Below are 19,506 nucleotides of genomic sequence, written 5' to 3' on the forward strand. Positions count from 1 at the left end.
ATGAATAAGATAATCAATAACGTATTTGCAAGAGAAATTTTAGATAGCAGGGGTTACCCCACTATTGAGGTAGAAATTGAGCTCTGTGATGGCGCAATAGGCAGGGCATCTGTACCTTCTGGAGCTTCAACTGGTAAATTAGAAGCCTTGGAACTCAGGGACCAAGATGAGAAAAGGTATTGTGGTAAGGGAGTGCTGAAAGCTGTTCAAGCTGTAAATGGGATAATAGCAGATGAAATCATTGGAATGAATGCAGCGGACCAAAATGCAATTGATAAAGCATTAATTGAACTGGATGGAACAAAAAACAAATCAAAACTTGGAGCAAATGCAACTTTGGGTGTGTCTCTTGCAGTTGCAAAAGCAGCAGCAAACAGTTTCAAAATGCCGCTATATAGATATTTGGGAGGAAAGCAGACGAGTGTTATGCCGGTTCCACTCATTAACATAATTAATGGTGGAGTACATGCAGACAATAAGCTCGATTTCCAAGAATTCATGATTCTTCCGGTCGGTGCTGAGACTTTCAGCGAAGCGATTAGAATATCTGCGGAGGTATTCCACAACTTACGTAGCATTCTTAAGAAAAAAGGTTATAGCATAAATGTAGGGGATGAAGGTGGTTTTGCACCAAATATTGAAAGTACTGAAGAAGCACTTGATTTGATCATATACGCTATAGAATCAGCAGGTTATTCAGCGCAAAGTGATTTTGCACTAGGCCTTGATGTTGCTTCATCTACTTTTTATGAAGATGGAATTTACGAATTTGAAAGTAAGGGGCTTACTTCAGAAGAGTTAACCGAATATTATTGTAACCTTGTGGAAAGATATCCAATAATTTCTATAGAAGATGCAATGAGTGAAGACGACTATGAAGGCTGGAAATTGCTTACTGCAAAACTAGGGAATAAAATTCAATTGGTCGGGGATGATTTATTTGTTACAAATTGTGAACTAATACGTAAAGGAATAGAGGAAAAAATGGCAAATGCTGTACTGATCAAGCCAAATCAAATAGGGACGTTAACAGAAACGTTTAATGCAATTGAAATGGCAAAATCAAATGGCTATAAAGCTGTTGTTTCTCATCGCTCAGGTGAAACAGAAGACACAACAATATCTCATATAGCAGTTGCGTCAAATTGCGGGCAAATAAAAACCGGGTCGCTATCGCGTTCTGATAGACTCGCGAAGTATAATGAGCTAATGAGAATAGAAAGCACGTTAGGAAAGGATGCTAAATATTATCGTGGGTTAGCATGGGTTTTATAGACGAAGTAAAATTGTGTTTAAAAGCCGGTGACGGTGGTGATGGCTGTGCAAGTTTTCGTCGAGAAAAGTTCGTTGAATTTGGTGGTCCAAATGGTGGTAATGGAGGAAAGGGTGGAAACATAGTTTTCATCAGCGACGCTAATCTCAACACTTTGCTTCATTTTCGTTATAGAAGACACATTAAAGCAGATAGTGGAAAAAATGGTGCAGGCAGGGATAGATCTGGCACAGCAGGGAAAGACGTTATACTTAAAGTTCCAGTCGGTGCACAAATAATTGATGAAGAAAGTGAAGAGATAATAGTAGACCTTGACAAGCCTGGTATGGAATTTCAAGTAGCACAGGGTGGAAAAGGTGGACTTGGAAATACTAATTTTAAATCTTCTACTAATAAGGCACCAAGACATTTTACTTACGGTCAGCCTGGCGAAGAAAAACATGTATTATTAAAACTAAAAGTTTTATCAGATGTTGGAATTATTGGCATGCCAAACGCAGGTAAATCAAAATTTTTGACTCGCTGCTCAAATTCCGATACAAAAGTAGGCGATTATCCATTTACCACCGTAAGACCTCATTTAGGCATGGTAAAAGTGGATGATAGCGAAGTTGTAATAGCAGATATTCCTGGAATAATTACTGATGCTCACCTTGGAGTTGGGCTCGGGCATAAATTTTTAAAGCACATAGAAAGGTGTCAAATTTTACTTCATTTAATCGATGTAACTCACGATGACGTTGTTTCGGCTTATAGTTGTATCCATAATGAATTGGAACTTTACAATAGTGATCTTGTTGAAAAAGAAGAGAGTGTAGTATTAAACAAATGCGACTTATTGAGGGAAGCAGAAATTCTGGAAAAGAAGAATCACCTAGCTAATTATCTCAATAAAGAAGTGCTGTGCTTATCAATTAATGGTGATTTACAGCCTATTTTAAGATTATTAAGTGAAAAATTGAAAAAGAGTAATTCTAAGGAAATCGATGTATATGATCCTTTTAAGATGTGAATTTCATTTATTTTATCATATAACTAGAATATATTTGTACGAACATTTGTTTTTGTTAAACACAACAAATCCCAGTGTCAGCTACTTGCATCTACCACACAACTGTACGAACATTGCAATTTGCAGGCAATTTGCGTGGCAGATGGTGTCATCCCAGTGCCCAGACACTGGGATCCAGCCTTTTCATAATCATCAAAACGTTGTATTTTAACATAAAACGGCTACTTTTATGCTTACCAACTTAATAAAATTTCTGGATCCAAGTGTCAAGCACTGTGATGACATCATAGGGGCGCTGGGATGACACCCTCCTGCTAGACAATGTTCGTACAGTTGTACATCTACCATGCAAGTTACCTGAAAATTGCAATGTTCGTACACTTGACTACTTGGATCTAGTATGATTTAATTAACCAAGAAGTAGGCATGAAAAAATTATGTAGTGAACCAGTTTGCATAACACCAGGAGGAAAATATGGATAGAAAGACGAGAATAGAATCAGACAGCTTAGGGGAAGTAAAAGTACCAAGTGAACATTACTGGGGAGCGCAGACTCAGCGTTCTTTAGAAAATTTTAAGATTGGCACAGAAAAAATGCCAGAGCCTCTGATTAAAGCATTAGCAATAGTAAAACTTGCAGCAGCACATGTTAACATGAAGCAGGGTAGCATAGATAATAAGGTAGGGGACGCAATCTGCGCAGCCGCAAAGGAAGTAATAGATGGCAAATTTAATAATGAATTTCCGCTTGTTGTTTGGCAAACCGGATCCGGAACGCAGACTAATATGAATATGAATGAAGTGATCAGCAATCGCGCAATAGAGATTTTAGGTGGTAATTTGGGTAGTAAATCTCCGATACATCCAAATGATCATGTGAATTATGGTCAGTCGTCAAATGACACCTTTCCAACAGCAATGCATATAGCAGCAGCAGACCAGATAAACCGCTTGCTTATTCCAAATCTTGAAAAATTGCATAAGGTGCTGGATAATAAGGTTCAGGAATTTAAAGATATAATAAAAGTAGGACGTACTCATCTGCAAGATGCAACGCCCCTAACACTAGGACAGGAGTTTTCTGGCTATGCAGCCCAGATTAAAAAGGGGATAGAGAGAGTAAAATCAACTTTAAGTGATATATATGAGCTTGCACAAGGTGGCACTGCGGTTGGCACGGGACTCAATACTAAAAAGGGTTTTGCTGAAGATTTTGCAAAGCAAGTTGCAGGAATTACTAACCTTCCATTTACTTCAGCAGGCAATAAATTTGAAGCGCTAGCAGCAAATGATGCTTTAGTTGAGCTCAGTGGAACACTCAATACAGTAGCAGTCAGTTTAATGAAAATTGCAAATGATATAAGGCTGCTTGGTTCTGGTCCAAGATGCGGAATTGGGGAAATAATGTTACCGGAAAATGAGCCTGGTTCTTCAATTATGCCAGGTAAAGTGAATCCAACTCAGTGTGAAGCGGTGACTATGGTATGCACTCAAGTTATGGGAAATCATGTTGCTGTAACCATTAGTGGTTCAAACGGTCATTTTGAATTGAATGTGTTTAAGCCAGTGATAATTTACAATGTTTTGCAGTCTATAAGACTTTTAGCTGACGCAAGTTTAAATTTTACAGAAAAATGTGTAGTTGGTATTAAAGCAAATGAAGAGAGGATAAAAGATTTACTGAATCAGTCGTTGATGTTGGTCACTATATTAAATACGCATATAGGGTACGACAATGCAGCAAAAATAGCGAAGCTTGCTTATAAAGAAAATATCACTCTAAAAGAAGCAGCAGCAAAACTTCAACTGCTCACTGAGGAAGAGTTTGAAAGGATAGTGAAACCAGAAGAAATGGTAAATTATTTGTAACCGCTCACACTTAATTCTTCAATCTCACTAATAGAAAGGCCAGTAAACTTGACAATAGTGTTAACATCAACATTATTATCTTGCTTTGTCTACCTTATTTTGCCGCTCCCCTGAACGGATACGGTTTAAGACATAAGATCCTTTTTCATAGCTATACTACGTTATCCAGCGTCTGGGCACTGGTTTCTTGGTACTTATTCCGCAATAATTTTTTTTTCCTTCAATAAACTTTGCAGTTCGCCTTTTTCGTACATCTCGCGAGTGATGTCGCAACCACCAATAAACTCTTCCTTTATATATAATTGTGGAATTGTTGGCCAATCAGAAAACTTTTTTATAGATTCACGTATTTCATCATTCTCCAACACGTTAATATACTTAAACTTCACGTTCAATTTTTTTAGGATTGACACGACGAGTCCAGAGAATCCGCATTGAGGAAAATCAGAAGTGCCTTTCATATACAATACCACATCATTTTCTGTTATATCTTTTTTTATTTGTTCAAAATTGCTCATAAATTCACCTTATTTTAAAGTATTAGTTTCCAGTTGCAAGGCGTGTATAGACTGACCTTCCAGAGCTTTATATACCATTTTATGCTGTTCTATTTTTGTCTTTCCAAGAAAACACTTGGAGTTTATTTTTAAATGATAATGGTCATCATCTCCAGCAAGATCATGAATTTTTATATCAGCGTCGGGGAACGATTGTTTGATGATCCTCTCTAATTCGTGAATTGCAATAGTCATTGATTTGCTTTAAATTACAATACTTTCATTATAAATCTAAAACGATTGAGCGCAATAAAAAGTTGCTATCATAAAAAATAGAAGCATACTATAATAATGGAATGACAAGTTATGCAGGGAGGCTTTGTGGTGGGCGAAAGATTTAAATTCACATATCTTTGGTTTTGCTAACTTTTTCATTTAGGTGCTTATCTTACGATGATAAAATAAATAACTTAGAGAATGTTTACATCAAAGCTAACTATTTTGGAGCATTCTTCAATGCAATAGGTTCTCTAGAAGGAAAAGAAGATGCAGGTGACAATATAACAGAGGGGGTTTTTAGTTTTAATAAGAAGGAGCGAATTGAAGCTGGATACAGTCCTAAATATGTTCCAGGGTTTGCCGGTAGTGCTGCAATAGGGTATTTATTCAAAAATATGAGAGTTGAGTTTGAAGGCTTATATTCTCAGACTAACTTATATGATGAAGATTATTCAGATAAGAAAAAAGCAAGATATATTGAACTTCGTCGTCACAATGATGCGTCTACTGGAGCGGAATGCAATTCACCTTGGAGAAGTGGAAAGGTTGATATTCACATTCAAGAAAATTGTAGTGTTGAAGCAGAGTTCAGAGCTGCATTTAAGATGAAAAATGAAGGTTTTAATAACTTAGCTGGAATGGTCAATGTATATCGTGATTTTAATATAGCAAAAATGCCATTCACCCCATATGTTGGTATTGGTGCAGGTGTAACTAGGGTTAAATTTCTAGGAAAAACCAGATATGCCTTGGCTTACCAAGCAAAACTTGGTATCAATTACCAACTTACAGCACAAACTCAAGCATTTGCTGGTTTATGCTATTTTGGTATCCTTGATAACCAATTTAAAGATATTGTACCAGGAATAAAGATACTAGCTGGTGAAGGATATATTCCTGCCGGTGGAGGAAGTAAAGTTGATGAAACTGCACGTGTTGAATCAACAACTGCAACCATTACCAATAGGTTTGGCATATATGGCTTAGAGTTTGGGTTGGTTTATCACTTTTAACTTTATCCAATAAATTACATATGTGAAGATAGTAAATTCAGCGTGCTGAGAACATTAGAAAGACGAGATTTTAATTGATTTTCATATTTACTCCAATCTTGTATTGCCTTTCTTGCAACACCTGAATCAACTGCGGCTTTTGCAACAGCAGGAGCTACTATAGAAATTAATCTTGGGTCAAATGGAGTAGGTATTATATATTCACGTCCATAGCCCATTTTACGACCGCCATAGACTGCAGATATCTCACCTGGTACTGGCTCACGGGCAAGCTTTGCTATTGCATCTGCAGCTGCAATTTTCATTTCATCATTTATTGTTGTTGCATGTACATCAAGTGCCCCTCTAAATATATAAGGAAAACCCATTACGTTGTTGACTTGGTTGTTGTAATCTGACCTACCAGTTGCAATTATTGCATCTGGCCTCACAGATTTTGCAAACTCAGGCCTTACTTCTGGATCGGGATTGGCAAGAGCAAAAATAATCGGGTCTTTGCCCATACTCTTTAACATCTCTTCATTTAACACATCTTTTGCAGATAGTCCGATGAATACATCAGCGCCTTTTATTGTATCAAGTAGAGAACGTTCGGAAGTATCAATTGCATATTTTTCCTTCCACTCATTCATGTCCTCGTTTCTACCTTTGTATATTACTCCTTGCTTATCACACAGCACTATATTTTTAGCGCCCATGGACTTTAGTATTTCTAAACATGCAATACCGGCTGCTCCAGCACCATTCATAATGATCTTAACGTCCTCTAATTTCTTTTCGACAATATCAAGAGCATTTTCTATACCAGCTGCAACAACCACTGCAGTTCCATGCTGGTCATCATGGAACACTGGAATATCCATCAGTTCATTCAGACGTTTCTCTATTATAAAACAATCGGGAGATCTTATATCCTCTAAATTTATCCCCCCCCAACTTGGCCCAAGGTACCTTACTGCATTGATAAAATCTTCTATATTTTCTGTACCAACTTCTATATCAACTGCATCAATATCAGCAAAACGCTTAAATAAAACAGCTTTGCCTTCCATGACAGGTTTTGCAGCAAGAGGACCGATATTACCAAGTCCAAGCACTGCAGTGCCATTTGAAATGACAGCAACACAGTTGCTTTTTGCCGTATAATCATAAATAACCTCAGGATTTTTAGCTATTTCAAGGCACGGAGCTGCAACGCCAGGGGAATAAGCAAGTGACAAATCATACTGGGTAGATAAAGGTTTTGTTGGCATGATTGAAATTTTACCAGGCTTACCACCTCTACTGTGATAATTAAGTGCCTCTTGTTTTGTGGTACTATCTAAATCATCGTTCATCATTACATCCTTATATTTTAAGCTTATATTTTTTAAGTATATGGAGTTTTTATAAATGTTCAATTGTAAACTATTAGCTTGTGAACTCTGGTGTACTTCTGTATAAGTTTACCTACTACGTAGAATGGTATTACATGCTTAAGAAAAACGTGCCTAATTTGCTTACAATTTCTCGTGCGCTTGCAGTACCAGCAATAATATTAAGTTTTTATATAGAAAATAAATATGCAGGCCTGATAACAATATCAATCTTTGTGTTTGCGTGCATTACGGATTTTTTTGATGGTTACTTGGCGCGTGCGTGGAAAGTCCAATCAAAATTTGGCAAGCTATTTGATCCAATTGCTGATAAATTAATAGTGGTTTCAACGATAATTATGCTAGTTTATAAGCAGAAGATAAATGATTTTACAATAGTGCCATCGATTATCATCATCTGTAGGGAGATATTAGTCTCGGGTTTGCGGGAGTTTTTGATAGCTACAAATGTTAGTCTACCTGTAAGCAAAGCTGGCAAAATTAAAACATTTTTGCAGATGGTTGCTGTAGTAGCGCTAATAATGAACGATTATTATATGATTCAATATACAGGTGCGATTTGTTTATGGGTTGCAGCTATTATAACTATGTGGTCAGGCTATAATTATATCCTAGCCGGCATCAAACAGATTGGTTAAATCTCCTAGGAAATAGTTAATAGACAAGAGTAGTTAATATCTTAGTGATATTGACTCAGAAAGCAAAAAGGTGTATAATTGTATTAACTTACAACTAATTAGGTTAATATTATGAAAATACCTAGTGGCAAATTTTCTTCTACCAAAAAGGTTCCAGGAAAGAATAAGAAAAAAAGAGATTTTGAACCATTAGAAGAGTTTTTTTGGGATTTTTGGCCAACAGTTGATAAAGAAGTCAAAAGAGAAAGGCTAGAACAAGAACTATTAGCACTAAAAAAAAGAGAGCTATATAGACAATGTGTATCATTGGTAACAATGGTTCCATTTGCATTATTTATGGCTATTGAACTGGAAAAAATATGTAGCGATCAGGTATTACTTGGCGTGATAAGTGGCGCGCTAAGCCACACTATATTACCTTTTACAGTCTTATCTCTTATTTGTACGCTATATTTAATTTACAATAATAGGAAGATAGCACAAAAAGAACGAGAGTTGGAGATTATTGAAAATGGAGAGGAAGTAAAGGAAAAAGAGCACAATATTTCTGATATAGGTCAGTGTTTGATCTATATTGAGGCTATAACAACTGCACTGGTTATTGTAGGTATGATAATGGGTGAAACATCTTCACTTGAAGCAGCAGAGGATGCAATTTTATTTCTTGCCAATGCAATTGCTTTTCTTGCAACTCTTGTTTCTTATATTGATAAGCATGAAAAAAATAAGAAAAAGGAAACAGAAAAGTCTGATCTTGATGAGAAATCTAGCAAGAAAACTAGCAATATATCTGTAGCCGGATTGGCGCTTGCTGGTTCTTCTATATTTTTAATAAGAAGGATAATGTTAATGGCATTAGCATCGTCCTTAAATCCTGCTGTTGGACCTACTTTAGGCTTGATAGGTATTGCAATTTTTATGGCTGTACAGATCTTAACTATACATTCCTACAGCAAGACGCTGAAAGATCCAAAAGTGGAAGGACGAGGTGAATCAAGAAATGCAGGTAGTTCTGACCGTAGTTATAAAGAAGAAGGGCCGGCTATTGCCTAAGAAATTTATTTATTTAAGTAATATTTAGGTCTATACTTTATTTTGATCGAAAAAAATCTTATGTATAAGACTTTAATCACGTGCTTTATTTTCCTAATTTGCTCCTTTACACAATCGTATGCGGATGATCTTGAAAAAACTGAAACTGAACTATATGAAGAAGCAGTTGAACTTTTTGACCAGAAAAAATATAAACAAGCTATTAGGGCATTTCACAAGATAGAGGATTTGTATCCTTTGTCTTATTGGGCAATGAAAGCGAAATTATTATCTGGAGTTTCTCACTATAATATGGGTAACTATAGCAGTGCTGCAAGTGATATGGCTGATTATATATATGTTTATTCAAATGGTGAAGATTTACCATATGTATACTACTTAAGAGTATTATCTTATTACATGCAAATTAATAAAGTGCAACTTGGACAGCAAACTGCATATAAAACTTTAGAGCTGGCTACAGAATACATTAATCTCTTTCCAGGCAGCGAATATGTAGACGAGATAAAGGAAAAAACAAAGCTAATCACAGAGCATATATCAACAAAAGAGTATTCTATCGGTAAATTTTACCTGAGGCGTGGTGAATATTTAGCAGCAATTAAGCGTTTCCAGAATATGGCAAGCTATAAGGATTCTAAATATTTTTCTAAATCTATTAACTATTTAATAGCAGTCCATTCAGCTATTGGCCTTGACTTAGAAGCTGAGCAGTATGAAAGTATGTTATTAGCAGAAAACCTACAAGATGCCAAGCCGGAGGCTTGAAAATTTGCTTTAGCTTTTTCTATGCTTTGATATATAATTTAGATTTTTAACTATTTGAATATGGCTGGTCATTCACAATTTTCAAATATAAAACATCGGAAAGGCGCTCAGGATGCAAAGCGCTCTCAAAAATTTACGAAGCTGATTAGAGAAATAACAGTTGCTGCAAAGCAAGGGCTACCCGATCACGAACTCAACCCACGCCTTCGTTCTGCTATATTTGCTGCGCGCAAGGAAAATTTGCCAAAAGATAAAATAGAAACAGCAATAAAAAATGCAACTGGTAACGTTGCTGGAGAAAATTATGAGGAAATCCAATATGAAGGTCATGGGCCTTCTGGCACTGCACTCATTGTCCATGCCTTGACTAATAACCGCAACCGTACTGCTTCTGAGGTACGTTATATCTTTTCTCGTAAAGGTGGAAATTTAGGAGAAACAGGAAGTGTTAGTTACCTTTTCGATCATGTAGGCTTAATCGTCTATAAAGCAGAGGGTGTGAATTTTGACGATTTATTCAGTCATGGAATCGAATTAGAAGTATTGAATATTGAGGAAAATGACAAAGAAGGATTACACGTTATAACTTGTGAAATAAAAGATTTTGGTAAAGTACGCGATGCCTTTTATGCAAAATTCGGAGAACCAGAACTTGCTCGTCTTTCATGGCAGCCAAAAGATCTGATTGAAATTAGCGATAAAGAGTTGATTGATAAATTATCTGCATTGGTTGAAGAGCTGGAAGATAATGATGATGTACAGTATGTGGAAGGTAATTTTACTTTTGTTGATAAGCTATGAGGCTGGTAATATTTGTATTGCTTTGTATTTTACCAGCATATGCTACTGAAACATCAACAGATCTTGCACAGCCATTCCAGCATGGAATCAGAAAAAAAAAAGCTACTTTGACGACAGAAAGTGATAGAAAGTTGTTATTCATATCCAGTACCATAAAATCTTCCTTTTTTGCCACGGAAGGGTTGGCGCCAAATACAGTGGTGAAATTGATCAACATATATAAAGATTTTGGTGTTGATTTTAAAAAAGACATTGTGCCAGAGAGTAAATTGGAGGTTCTTTTTGAGAGATTGCCTAATAATCAGAAGACTGAAGAAAAAATTTTATATGCTTCACTGACAATAAACAAAAAAGCTATTAGTTTATATCATTATAAATCACAAGACGGCAAAGAAAGGTATTTTAATAAAGAAGGAATAAGCTTAAAAAATGGCGAAATTTTTGCAAATCCTTTAAATGGAGATTATCGCATATCCTCAAAATTTGGCAATAGAAAGCATCCTGTTCGCGGTAAAATTGCTTTTCACAAAGGAGTGGATTATGCAGCTAAACTTGGCACTCCCATATACGCTGCTGCAGAGGGTGTGATAGAATATATAGGAAAGAATGGTGGCTATGGAAATTACATCAAAATAAAACACAAAAATGAGTATTCAACCTGTTACGCGCATATAAGTAGATTTAGTGGCGATATAAAGTTAGGCTCTAAAGTAAAGCAGGGGCAGGTCATCGCCTATGTTGGTAGCACTGGTGTTGCAACAGGACCTCATTTACATTACGAAGTTATATATAACGGCAAACACATCGATCCGCTTACGATAGCGCATAAAACTGAAGTAAAATTGCCTGATCATGAATTAAGAGAGTTTAAACTATTTGTAAATAAGATAAATAAAACGATCAACAGAGAGGGTTCAAGTGAAAAAGAAGTTTAAAGACAATATGGATAAGAATACGATAAACGATAGAAATTTAAGTCAACTCCGGTTTTTTCCTGTACTAATAGCGCTAGGATTAATTTTATCGCTGCTTTTTTTGGCATATGACAGCACAATTGCACTTGGAGTTGCTGCCGTTTCAATTTTGACTTTTCTTCAAGGATTTTTTATTAATGACCCTAATGAAGCAAGAGTGATAGAGTTTTTTGGTCATTATATTGGAACTGATTTTAAGTCTGGAATATGTGTAACGCTTCCCTTTTCAAGCAAATATATAGTTTCCCTAAAATTTCAAAATATCAACACAGAAAAAATAAAAGTGAATGATGCCAATGGAAGTCCAATAGAGATTTCAGCAGTGATTGTTTGGAGAGTGAACAGCCCGGCGAAGGCGTATTATAATGTTAACAACTATCACGAATTTGTTTTTGTACAAAGTGACTCAGTAATAAGAGAATTAGCAAGCAATTATCCGTATGATAGCGAAAGCGATGAGGAGTCTTTACGTAAAAATTCTGATAAAATTTCAGATGAATTGCGGTCAATGTTACAACAAAGATTAGATATTGCAGGAATTGAGATTACAGAAGCAAGAATATCGCATTTGGCGTATTCGTCCGAGATTGCACAAGCAATGTTAAGGCGTCAACAAGCACATGCTATCACTTCGGCAAGAAGGCATATAGTGCAAAATGCAATAGGAATTGTCGAGGAAGTAATAGCTCATTTTGAAAAAAACAAAAGCTTACAATTAGATGGCAAGCAAAAGGTTCAATTGATAAATAATTTGTTGGTTGCCCTAATCTCTGAGCAAGATGCACAACCGAAGATTAGTTTAGATAATAATTAGCATAGGAGCCGATTGGGTTTCATAAATGCAAGTCACTATTAATTTCTTGATTAATAGACTAAATGATGTTATAAATTACACGCATTAGGGGTGCTCTAGAAAAGCTGAGAGTACATAAAGTACAACCCTTTGAACCTGATATTGTTAAAGCAAGCGTAGGAAAATGTATGTATATAAATATTGAAGAATGCTTCGGCTTCATTGCGTTAATTGCATCTCTAATTGGATTATCACCTCAAGTATATAAAGCATATATCACTAAAGTTACTCGTGATGTATCGATGTTAATGTTAGTAAACTATCTTATTTGTTCATTGTCTTGGATTGGCTATGGTCTTTACCAGAGCTCAATTTTTGTGGTGCTTAGCAATATTGCTGGATTAGTGATTAGCATAATATCAATTATTCAAAAATGTTACTACGATGCAAAACCTGCACCATGATCATGTGCTGCACTGCAGTACACAACAACAATATCGTTCTATTGTAGTGCTAAATGGAAAAATACCGAGCTCATCGTTTTTTAAACGAGATATACCTATTATTGCTGTAGATGGAGGAGCAAACAAGCTTCTATCAATTGGCGTAAAACCTGATCTTGTAGTAGGAGATTTGGATAGCGTAAATCTGGATTTACGTGCTAATTTGAATACGATATATCTACCTGATCAAGATTATTGCGACTTTTCTAAAGCAATGGCTCACTTAAAAACAGTAAAGTTATTGCCATCAATAGTAACGGGTATTACTGGAGGAGCAATTGATCACATACTACAGAATATTAACATTTTTCTAAGTACGGGCAGTATCTTTTACACACCTTCACCTCCCATGGTAGGTTACACTTTACAAAAAGGTATTACCCATTTTTTTTCTTTGCCAAAAAATACTAAAATATCTTTACTTGGTATACCGAGAGCTCAAATATCAACTAAAGGATTAAAATGGGAACTGCACCTTAGTAATCTTGCTTTTCCGGGAAAAAATTCTTGCTTTAATCGAAGTTTAGGCAATAAGGTATCCGTAGAAGTACACAGTGGTATATGTCTAGCAATGATTTATTTAGAGACAGTAGATGATGCTGCAAGACATCATGTGCGTCAAGTTAAGAAGTAAATAGACTTCTTGCATAACCCAAACTAAGTAGAAAAAAGGTATCATCCAAGTAGCTGACACTGGTTCCTTTATGACGTGTCATTCCAGTTTCAGCTACTTGAATGACAGCAGTCCTACGTCATACCGCCGCGGTATCTCTTAGCCGCTAACAAGCAGCGGGATGACGAATTGCTTAACCGTCATACCGCCACGAACCGTCATACCGCCGCGGTATCTCATCCGCTAACACGTAGTGGGATACTTGATCTTTACAGGGATGACGGTTGTCAGGCTAGCCTGTCATCCCAGTGCCCAGACACTGGGATGGCTTTGTTGCATCGCTCAAGTGAAAAGAACTGGCAGTTACTGACAAAATTCATTATAAATAGCCATTTAACTGTTGAAGAAAAAATATGCCACAAAAAATGAGAGTCAGTAACTGCCATGAATATAACAAATTTCTCCAAGAAAGAGGAAGCATTTTTTGTTATATCAATGACGCCATAGAAAATTGGTACGAGAATTGTCCAAAAATGCAGGGCGGCAACTATATTTATAGTGATAAAGTTGTGATTTTGGTGCATATAATCGTCAGTTTCTTTAGAATTGGTTTAAGACAAACAGTCGGGTTTATAAAAGGGTATTTGCAACAAATAGGAAGAGATTTGGCAGTTATCAGCTATTCACAAGCATCAAGAAGGTTTAAGAAACTTAATATTAAGATAAATGATTGCAGAAAATAATATGGAAGATATCGAAATTGCTATAGACAGTACAGGAATTAGTATATACAACAACACTCCTGGTCACAGCAAGGAAAATAGCACTGACAGAAAATATCGTGGCTATGAGCAAACGAGAAAATTGCACGTAATGTTGAATATAAACAACAAAAAAGCCATAGCTGTAAAATACAGTAACGGTGTCTACTCTGATCACTATGGAGCTTGTGATTTGCTAAAAGAAGTTGATTTTCAGCATGCCATAAAAGCACTATATGCAGATAGAGCATGTGATAGGCACAAGTTTTATAAGTTGTGTAACGAATATGATATAAAGACAAAAATTCCACCAATAAACAATGCGGCAGAACATCCAGAAATAGATTATATGTCTGACAGGAATGCTGCTATTAGGTTAATAAAATTATACGGTGAAGATGGCATGAAAGAATGGAAAAAAGAAGTAAATTATGGGAAAAGATCTTATATTGAAGGGTTTTTCTCAAGATTAAAGCAAATATTCGGATTTAGTTTTAGGAATAAATCTGAGATAAATCGAGAAAAAGAACTGCTAATCAAATGCTATTTGCTTAATAAATTCACTGATATTGGTATGGCTAAATTTGAGATAGTTACATGAATTTACCATAAATCACCATCTCATAAAGTGTGATGCAACAAAGCCCACTGGGATCCAGGAATTTTATTAAGTTGGTAAGCATAAAAGTGTTATGTAAAATACAACGTTCTTGATGGGATTGCGTGAAAGGCTGGATCCCAGTGTCAAGCACTGGAATGACATCATAGGAGCACTGGGATGACACCCTACTTAACCGTCATACCGCGATTTATTCGCGGTATCTCAAAGCATAGATCCCGCTAACACGTAGCGGGATGACGATTGTCGTTTAGCTATAAACATTAAGAAATTTACCAAACGAAAAAAAAGGCAAAAGAAGCCCCGTGGTTATTATCCGCTTTAAAATATTGGCGTTTTTTATGTTTTAAACGCTTGACAAGCGAGATTCAGCCGCTTTTAATTGCAACTAACCTACGCTGCAAATGTTTAAGAAATTTACTAAGCAGAAAAAAAGACAAAGAATCCCCGAGTTAGCTAGTCTTTTACTATCTCTGTCGAGTATTGGCATTTTTTGATGTCTTGTAACGCTTTATAAGCGCGTTCAGCTTATTTAGATAAAAATCTAGATGTAGATGAAGTTTTGTAAAGACATACAGTATCTATATACTGCAAAAAATTGAACATAAGACGCCGATACATTAAGTAATCCTTACCTTTTAATCTGCAGATTGGCGAAAGCAAATACAATAGCTTCAGTTTCATGATAGGGGGGCTGGCGGAGTTTGTCAAGGAAGTTTTTGTTTCTACTGAATGACAGTTGTGGCTTGGGAGGTAGTGCAAGAAGTCTATTGTATTACTGAATCATTAATAATTCAGTAATAGTGCCTGCTATGTAGCTAAAATTTTCCTTTAACTTAAGCTATATGTAGCTAAAATAACTTGGGTTTACCGACGATTTGACAAACGACAAATTCGTCATCCCGCTACTTGTTAGCGGGATCTAGAGATGCCGCGGCGGTATGACCCTGACTTGCATTAGCTATGTATAATAAAGGGAATCTATGACAAAAGAATCATTGGTAAAAACTGATATAGTGAAAGTTGAAGACAAAAAGGCGGTAAGAAGCTTTTTTAAAATACTAGGTGGAGTGGCAGATGCTGTAAGATCGTGGATTGGTAACATCAGTCCTGATTTAAGCAACAGTCGCGATATCGATAGTTTAGTCTTGAAGATGAACGAGTGCTTAAATCCAAAGGGAGGGGAGGTTTCAGCACGTAAAAACGCTGTATCTCTTGGTAACTTGTACTTAAGCTTATCAGAGAAAGGTAAAATAAAATTTCTACAAACCCTGGCAGAAAAATTTAATCCGAATAAAGCGGAAATAGATGAGAAAATTAGAGAGTATAAGAAAAACCAAGATCCCGAGTTAAACTATAAATTTGAACAGGATTTAATAAAAATTCTTGAATCACCGCGTTCTAAAATATTAAAGCAATTTATTTCTTTACCAGAAGGCCTTAAGTTTATTGTTGATATGCGTTCTGATGTGCTTAAGCTAAAGAACCAATATAGAAGCTTGAATCCACTAGAGAGCGAATTAAAAAATATACTCTATACTTGGGTTGATGTTGATCTACTCGATCTTCGTCAAATCACCTGGGATTCACCTGCATCATTGCTAGAAAAACTTATAAAATATGAAGCTGTGCATAAAATTTCCTCTTGGGGCGACCTAAAAAACAGACTAGACTCTGATCGTCTCTGTTTTGCTTTTTTTCATTACAAGATACCAAACGAACCTCTAATTTTTGTAGAGGTTGCATTGGTGGATAAGATTGCAGATAGCATTCAACACCTTTTAGATGAGTCAGTACCTTCAAATGATCCGAGTAATGCGAGCACTGCTATATTCTATTCAATATCAAATACTCAAGCAGGGTTATCTGGAATCAGCCTTGGTAATTTTTTGATCAAAAGGGTTGTAGAAAAGCTATCACAGGAGTTTAAAAGTATAAAAACATATGCAACTCTTTCTCCAATACCTGGCTTTACGAAATGGCTAAAAAACAATCTAAACCAAGATGTCACTTTATTGGGCAAACTAAATATAAAACAATCTAGTGCAGAAATTTTAGAAAGTGCAGAGCAATTAAAAACTAATGTTGAATGTACAAATGAAACTAAACAATACATGCTTAAACTATGTGCATATTATTTACTAAAAGTGAATAATAGTAATGGAAATACTTATGACCCGGTGGCGCATTTTCATTTAAGCAATGGCGCATCAATAAAACAATTAAACTGGATGGCGGATACTTCTGAAAAGGGTATTAGTCAGTCAGCCGGGATGATGGTAAATTATCTATATGAGTTGCCTAAAATAGATAATAATCATGAAAACTATATGGTTAATAAAGTGATTTCCTGCTCGAAAAAAGTGTCGTCTATGTTGAAGGAGTAAATAGTCTCTTAATAAAGGATTGCCCTCACAACACTTAAAATGTAAAATAGTTTCACTAATTAAGTATAGTGGGCCATAAATGAACAACATAAGGAATTTCGCAATAATAGCGCATATAGACCATGGTAAGTCAACGCTTGCTGACCGTTTAATAGAGGAATGTAACGGCCTTGAAGCAAGAGAAATGACCAATCAAATACTCGATTCAATGGATATAGAACGCGAACGTGGGATTACAATTAAGGCACAGACGGTAAAACTCAATTATACGGCAAACGACGGTAATCAATATTGCCTAAATCTCATGGACACCCCAGGTCACGTTGACTTTTCTTACGAGGTAAGTCGAAGCTTAGCCGCATGTGAAGGTTCACTTTTAGTGGTAGATAGTAGCCAGGGCGTTGAAGCACAAACCCTTGCAAATGTATATAAAGCTATTGACAACAACCATGAAATAATAGTTGTGCTCAATAAAGTTGATCTTCCTGCTGCAGATCCAGAAAAGGTAAAACTCCAGGTTGAGGAAGTAATTGGCATTGACGCAAGTGAGTCAGTTTTAATATCAGCAAAAACTGGACTTGGAATAAAAGATGTACTGGAAGCAATAGTAGCAAAACTTCCAGCTCCTCAAGGTGATGTCAATGCTCCATTGCAAGCAATTTTAGTTGATAGTTGGTATGACACTTACTTAGGAGTAGTAATTTTAGTGCGAGTTAAAAATGGAGTGCTAAAAAAAGGCATGAAAATTGTTATGATGTCTAATAATGCTACATATCAGATAGATAATATCGGTATTTTCACCCCTAAAAAAGTGATGACGGGTGAACTTTCAGCGGGTGAAGTTGGTTTTATAACTGCTTCAATGAAGGAAGTAGCAGACTGCAAGGTAGGGGACACTATCACTGAGGAAAAGAGACCTTGTAGTAAAGCACTTCCTGGATTTAAAGAAGTGCATCCTGTGGTATTTTGTAGCATTTTTCCTCATAAAACGGATGATTTTAAATATCTAAGAGAAGCTCTAGAAAAGTTACATTTAAATGATGCAAGTTTTACCTTCGAAGCTGAAACTTCAAATGCACTAGGCTATGGATTTCGTTGTGGTTTTTTGGGAATGTTGCATCTTGAAGTTATTCAAGAAAGGCTCGAGAGAGAATTTGATTTAGACCTAACAGCAACTGCACCGAGTGTTATATATAGGGTTACAACACGAAGTGGTGAAGTTTTGAATATTCATAACCCAAGTGATATGCCAGATCCAACGAAAATTGAAATTGTGGAAGAGCCGTGGATTACTGCAACAATAATGGTCCCTGACCAATACTTGGGAGAGATTCTATCTCTATGTGAAGAAAGGAGGGGAGAACAGGAGGATTTATCTTACATTGGTAACACAACAACAGCATTGTTAAGATATAAATTACCACTATCTGAAGTTGTTTTTGACTTTTATGATCGATTAAAATCAATTTCCAAAGGATATGCAAGTTTGGATTGGGAAATTTCCAGCTATCTGGTAAGCCAAATAGATAAATTAAGCTTTTTAATTAATGGAGAGCCCGTAGATGCACTGGCTTGTATCGTTCACAAAAGTAGGGCAGAAAAAAGGGGGCGTGAAATATGTGCACGCTTGAAGGATCTAATACCACGTCAGCAATATAAAATCGCGATTCAAGCGGCAGTGGGCGGAAAAATTATTGCCAGAGAAACGATTAACCCATACAGAAAAGATGTAACAGCTAAACTCTATGGTGGAGATGTAACGCGAAGAATGAAACTACTTGAAAAGCAAAAGAAGGGTAAAAAAAGGTTACATTCTATAGGGAACGTAAATATTCCACAGAATGCTTTTATTCAAGCCTTGAAGATAAGTGATTGATCTTAAAAGACTTCTTGTATAGTTTTTGGCAACAACCGTTAGAAACGAAAAAACTTACTTGACAAACTCCGCCAGCCCCCTTATCATGAAACTGAAGCTATTTATTTATCTTCTCTGTACAGATTAAATGACAAAAAAACTCACGTATCTGGCGTCTCATGTTTAATTTTTTGCACTATGTGCACCTTATGTCTTTATCAAACTTCTACCTACATAAGCTGAAACGCGCTTATAAAGCGTTTAAAACATAAAAAAACGCCAACTTAAAAAATGGATAGTGAATAACTAGCTACCCTAGGGTTTCTTTTGCCTTTTTTTCTGTTTAGTAAATTTCTTAATGTTTCTAATTTAGATTAGTTGCGGTTTAAAAGCAACTAAATCGCGGTTATTAAGCATTTAG

17 protein-coding genes, 1 pseudogene and 1 riboswitch are annotated in these 19,506 nt (G+C 36.0%); of the genes and pseudogenes, 15 read left to right on the forward strand and 3 right to left on the reverse strand.

The window, feature by feature from the left end; all coding sequences use genetic code 11:
- The 3 genes from eno (at position 1) to fumC (ending at position 4,155) form a co-directional block, all read left to right on the forward strand.
- Complete coding sequence (eno, locus tag WHA_RS01515) at positions 1-1,275, forward strand: phosphopyruvate hydratase (RefSeq protein WP_015588946.1); 1,275 nt, start codon at positions 1-3, stop codon at positions 1,273-1,275.
- Entirely contained in the window at positions 1,263-2,285 is a 1,023-nt protein-coding gene (cgtA, locus tag WHA_RS01520; RefSeq protein ID WP_015588947.1) for an Obg family GTPase CgtA, read from the forward strand. Before eno ends, cgtA begins: the two co-directional genes overlap by 13 nt.
- Positions 2,286-2,760: 475 nt before the next feature.
- Positions 2,761-4,155, forward strand: a complete 1,395-nt coding sequence (gene fumC / locus WHA_RS01525; protein WP_015588948.1) for a class II fumarate hydratase — start codon at positions 2,761-2,763, stop codon at positions 4,153-4,155.
- 194 nt (positions 4,156-4,349) lie between these two features.
- Here fumC and grxD read toward each other — a convergent pair whose 3' ends face one another.
- Positions 4,350-4,673: a Grx4 family monothiol glutaredoxin gene (grxD, locus tag WHA_RS01530; protein WP_006280013.1), complete on the reverse strand. Its 324-nt coding sequence runs from the start codon at positions 4,671-4,673 to the stop codon at positions 4,350-4,352.
- A 9-nt stretch (positions 4,674-4,682) separates the two neighbouring features.
- A complete protein-coding gene (locus WHA_RS01535) occupies positions 4,683-4,907 on the reverse strand; it encodes a BolA/IbaG family iron-sulfur metabolism protein (RefSeq protein ID WP_015588949.1) in 225 nt (74 codons plus the stop codon).
- A gap of 164 nt (positions 4,908-5,071) precedes the next feature.
- Here WHA_RS01535 and WHA_RS06260 point away from each other — a divergent pair, with 164 nt between their 5' ends.
- Entirely contained in the window at positions 5,072-5,944 is an 873-nt protein-coding gene (locus WHA_RS06260) for a P44/Msp2 family outer membrane protein (RefSeq protein WP_015588950.1), read from the forward strand.
- Positions 5,945-5,958: 14 nt separating this feature from the next.
- Here WHA_RS06260 and WHA_RS01545 read toward each other — a convergent pair whose 3' ends face one another.
- Entirely contained in the window at positions 5,959-7,281 is a 1,323-nt protein-coding gene (locus WHA_RS01545; protein WP_015588951.1) for a malic enzyme-like NAD(P)-binding protein, read from the reverse strand.
- Between the two features lie 134 nt (positions 7,282-7,415).
- Between WHA_RS01545 and pgsA the strand changes: the two genes are divergently transcribed.
- From pgsA to lepA, 11 genes and pseudogenes are all read left to right on the forward strand, one after another.
- The gene (gene pgsA / locus WHA_RS01550; protein WP_015588952.1) at positions 7,416-7,958 is read left to right on the forward strand and encodes a CDP-diacylglycerol--glycerol-3-phosphate 3-phosphatidyltransferase; all 543 of its coding nucleotides are present in this window, start codon (positions 7,416-7,418) and stop codon (positions 7,956-7,958) included.
- Positions 7,959-8,069: 111 nt separating this feature from the next.
- Complete coding sequence (locus WHA_RS01555) at positions 8,070-9,011, forward strand: hypothetical protein (RefSeq protein WP_015588953.1); 942 nt, start codon at positions 8,070-8,072, stop codon at positions 9,009-9,011.
- Positions 9,012-9,071: 60 nt separating this feature from the next.
- Positions 9,072-9,779, forward strand: coding sequence for an outer membrane protein assembly factor BamD (locus WHA_RS01560; RefSeq protein WP_015588954.1), 708 nt, complete (start codon positions 9,072-9,074; stop codon positions 9,777-9,779).
- 60 nt (positions 9,780-9,839) lie between these two features.
- Entirely contained in the window at positions 9,840-10,580 is a 741-nt protein-coding gene (locus WHA_RS01565) for a YebC/PmpR family DNA-binding transcriptional regulator (RefSeq protein ID WP_015588955.1), read from the forward strand.
- Positions 10,577-11,515: a M23 family metallopeptidase gene (locus tag WHA_RS01570; protein WP_015588956.1), complete on the forward strand. Its 939-nt coding sequence runs from the start codon at positions 10,577-10,579 to the stop codon at positions 11,513-11,515. Before WHA_RS01565 ends, WHA_RS01570 begins: the two co-directional genes overlap by 4 nt.
- A 7-nt stretch (positions 11,516-11,522) precedes the next feature.
- On the forward strand, positions 11,523-12,368 hold the full coding sequence (locus tag WHA_RS01575; protein ID WP_041573576.1) for an SPFH domain-containing protein: 846 nt from the start codon (positions 11,523-11,525) through the stop codon (positions 12,366-12,368).
- A gap of 76 nt (positions 12,369-12,444) precedes the next feature.
- Positions 12,445-12,547, forward strand: a riboswitch (TPP riboswitch).
- Positions 12,536-12,811: a SemiSWEET family sugar transporter gene (locus WHA_RS01580; RefSeq protein ID WP_006280002.1), complete on the forward strand. Its 276-nt coding sequence runs from the start codon at positions 12,536-12,538 to the stop codon at positions 12,809-12,811. (Overlaps the previous riboswitch by 12 nt.)
- A complete protein-coding gene (locus tag WHA_RS01585; RefSeq protein WP_010962623.1) occupies positions 12,792-13,484 on the forward strand; it encodes a thiamine diphosphokinase in 693 nt (230 codons plus the stop codon). Before WHA_RS01580 ends, WHA_RS01585 begins: the two co-directional genes overlap by 20 nt.
- A gap of 392 nt (positions 13,485-13,876) precedes the next feature.
- Positions 13,877-14,825: pseudogene (locus WHA_RS06265) on the forward strand (IS5 family transposase).
- Between the two features lie 1,001 nt (positions 14,826-15,826).
- The gene (locus tag WHA_RS01600; protein ID WP_015588958.1) at positions 15,827-17,230 is read left to right on the forward strand and encodes a malonyl-CoA decarboxylase; all 1,404 of its coding nucleotides are present in this window, start codon (positions 15,827-15,829) and stop codon (positions 17,228-17,230) included.
- Between the two features lie 79 nt (positions 17,231-17,309).
- Positions 17,310-19,106 carry a translation elongation factor 4 gene (lepA, locus tag WHA_RS01605; protein WP_015588959.1) on the forward strand — a complete coding sequence of 599 codons (1,797 nt, stop codon included), beginning with the start codon at positions 17,310-17,312 and terminating at the stop codon, positions 19,104-19,106.
- Positions 19,107-19,506 lie beyond the last annotated feature (400 nt).

The sequence above is a fragment of the Wolbachia endosymbiont of Drosophila simulans wHa genome (assembly GCF_000376605.1).
Classification (GTDB): Bacteria; Pseudomonadota; Alphaproteobacteria; order Rickettsiales; family Anaplasmataceae; genus Wolbachia; species Wolbachia pipientis.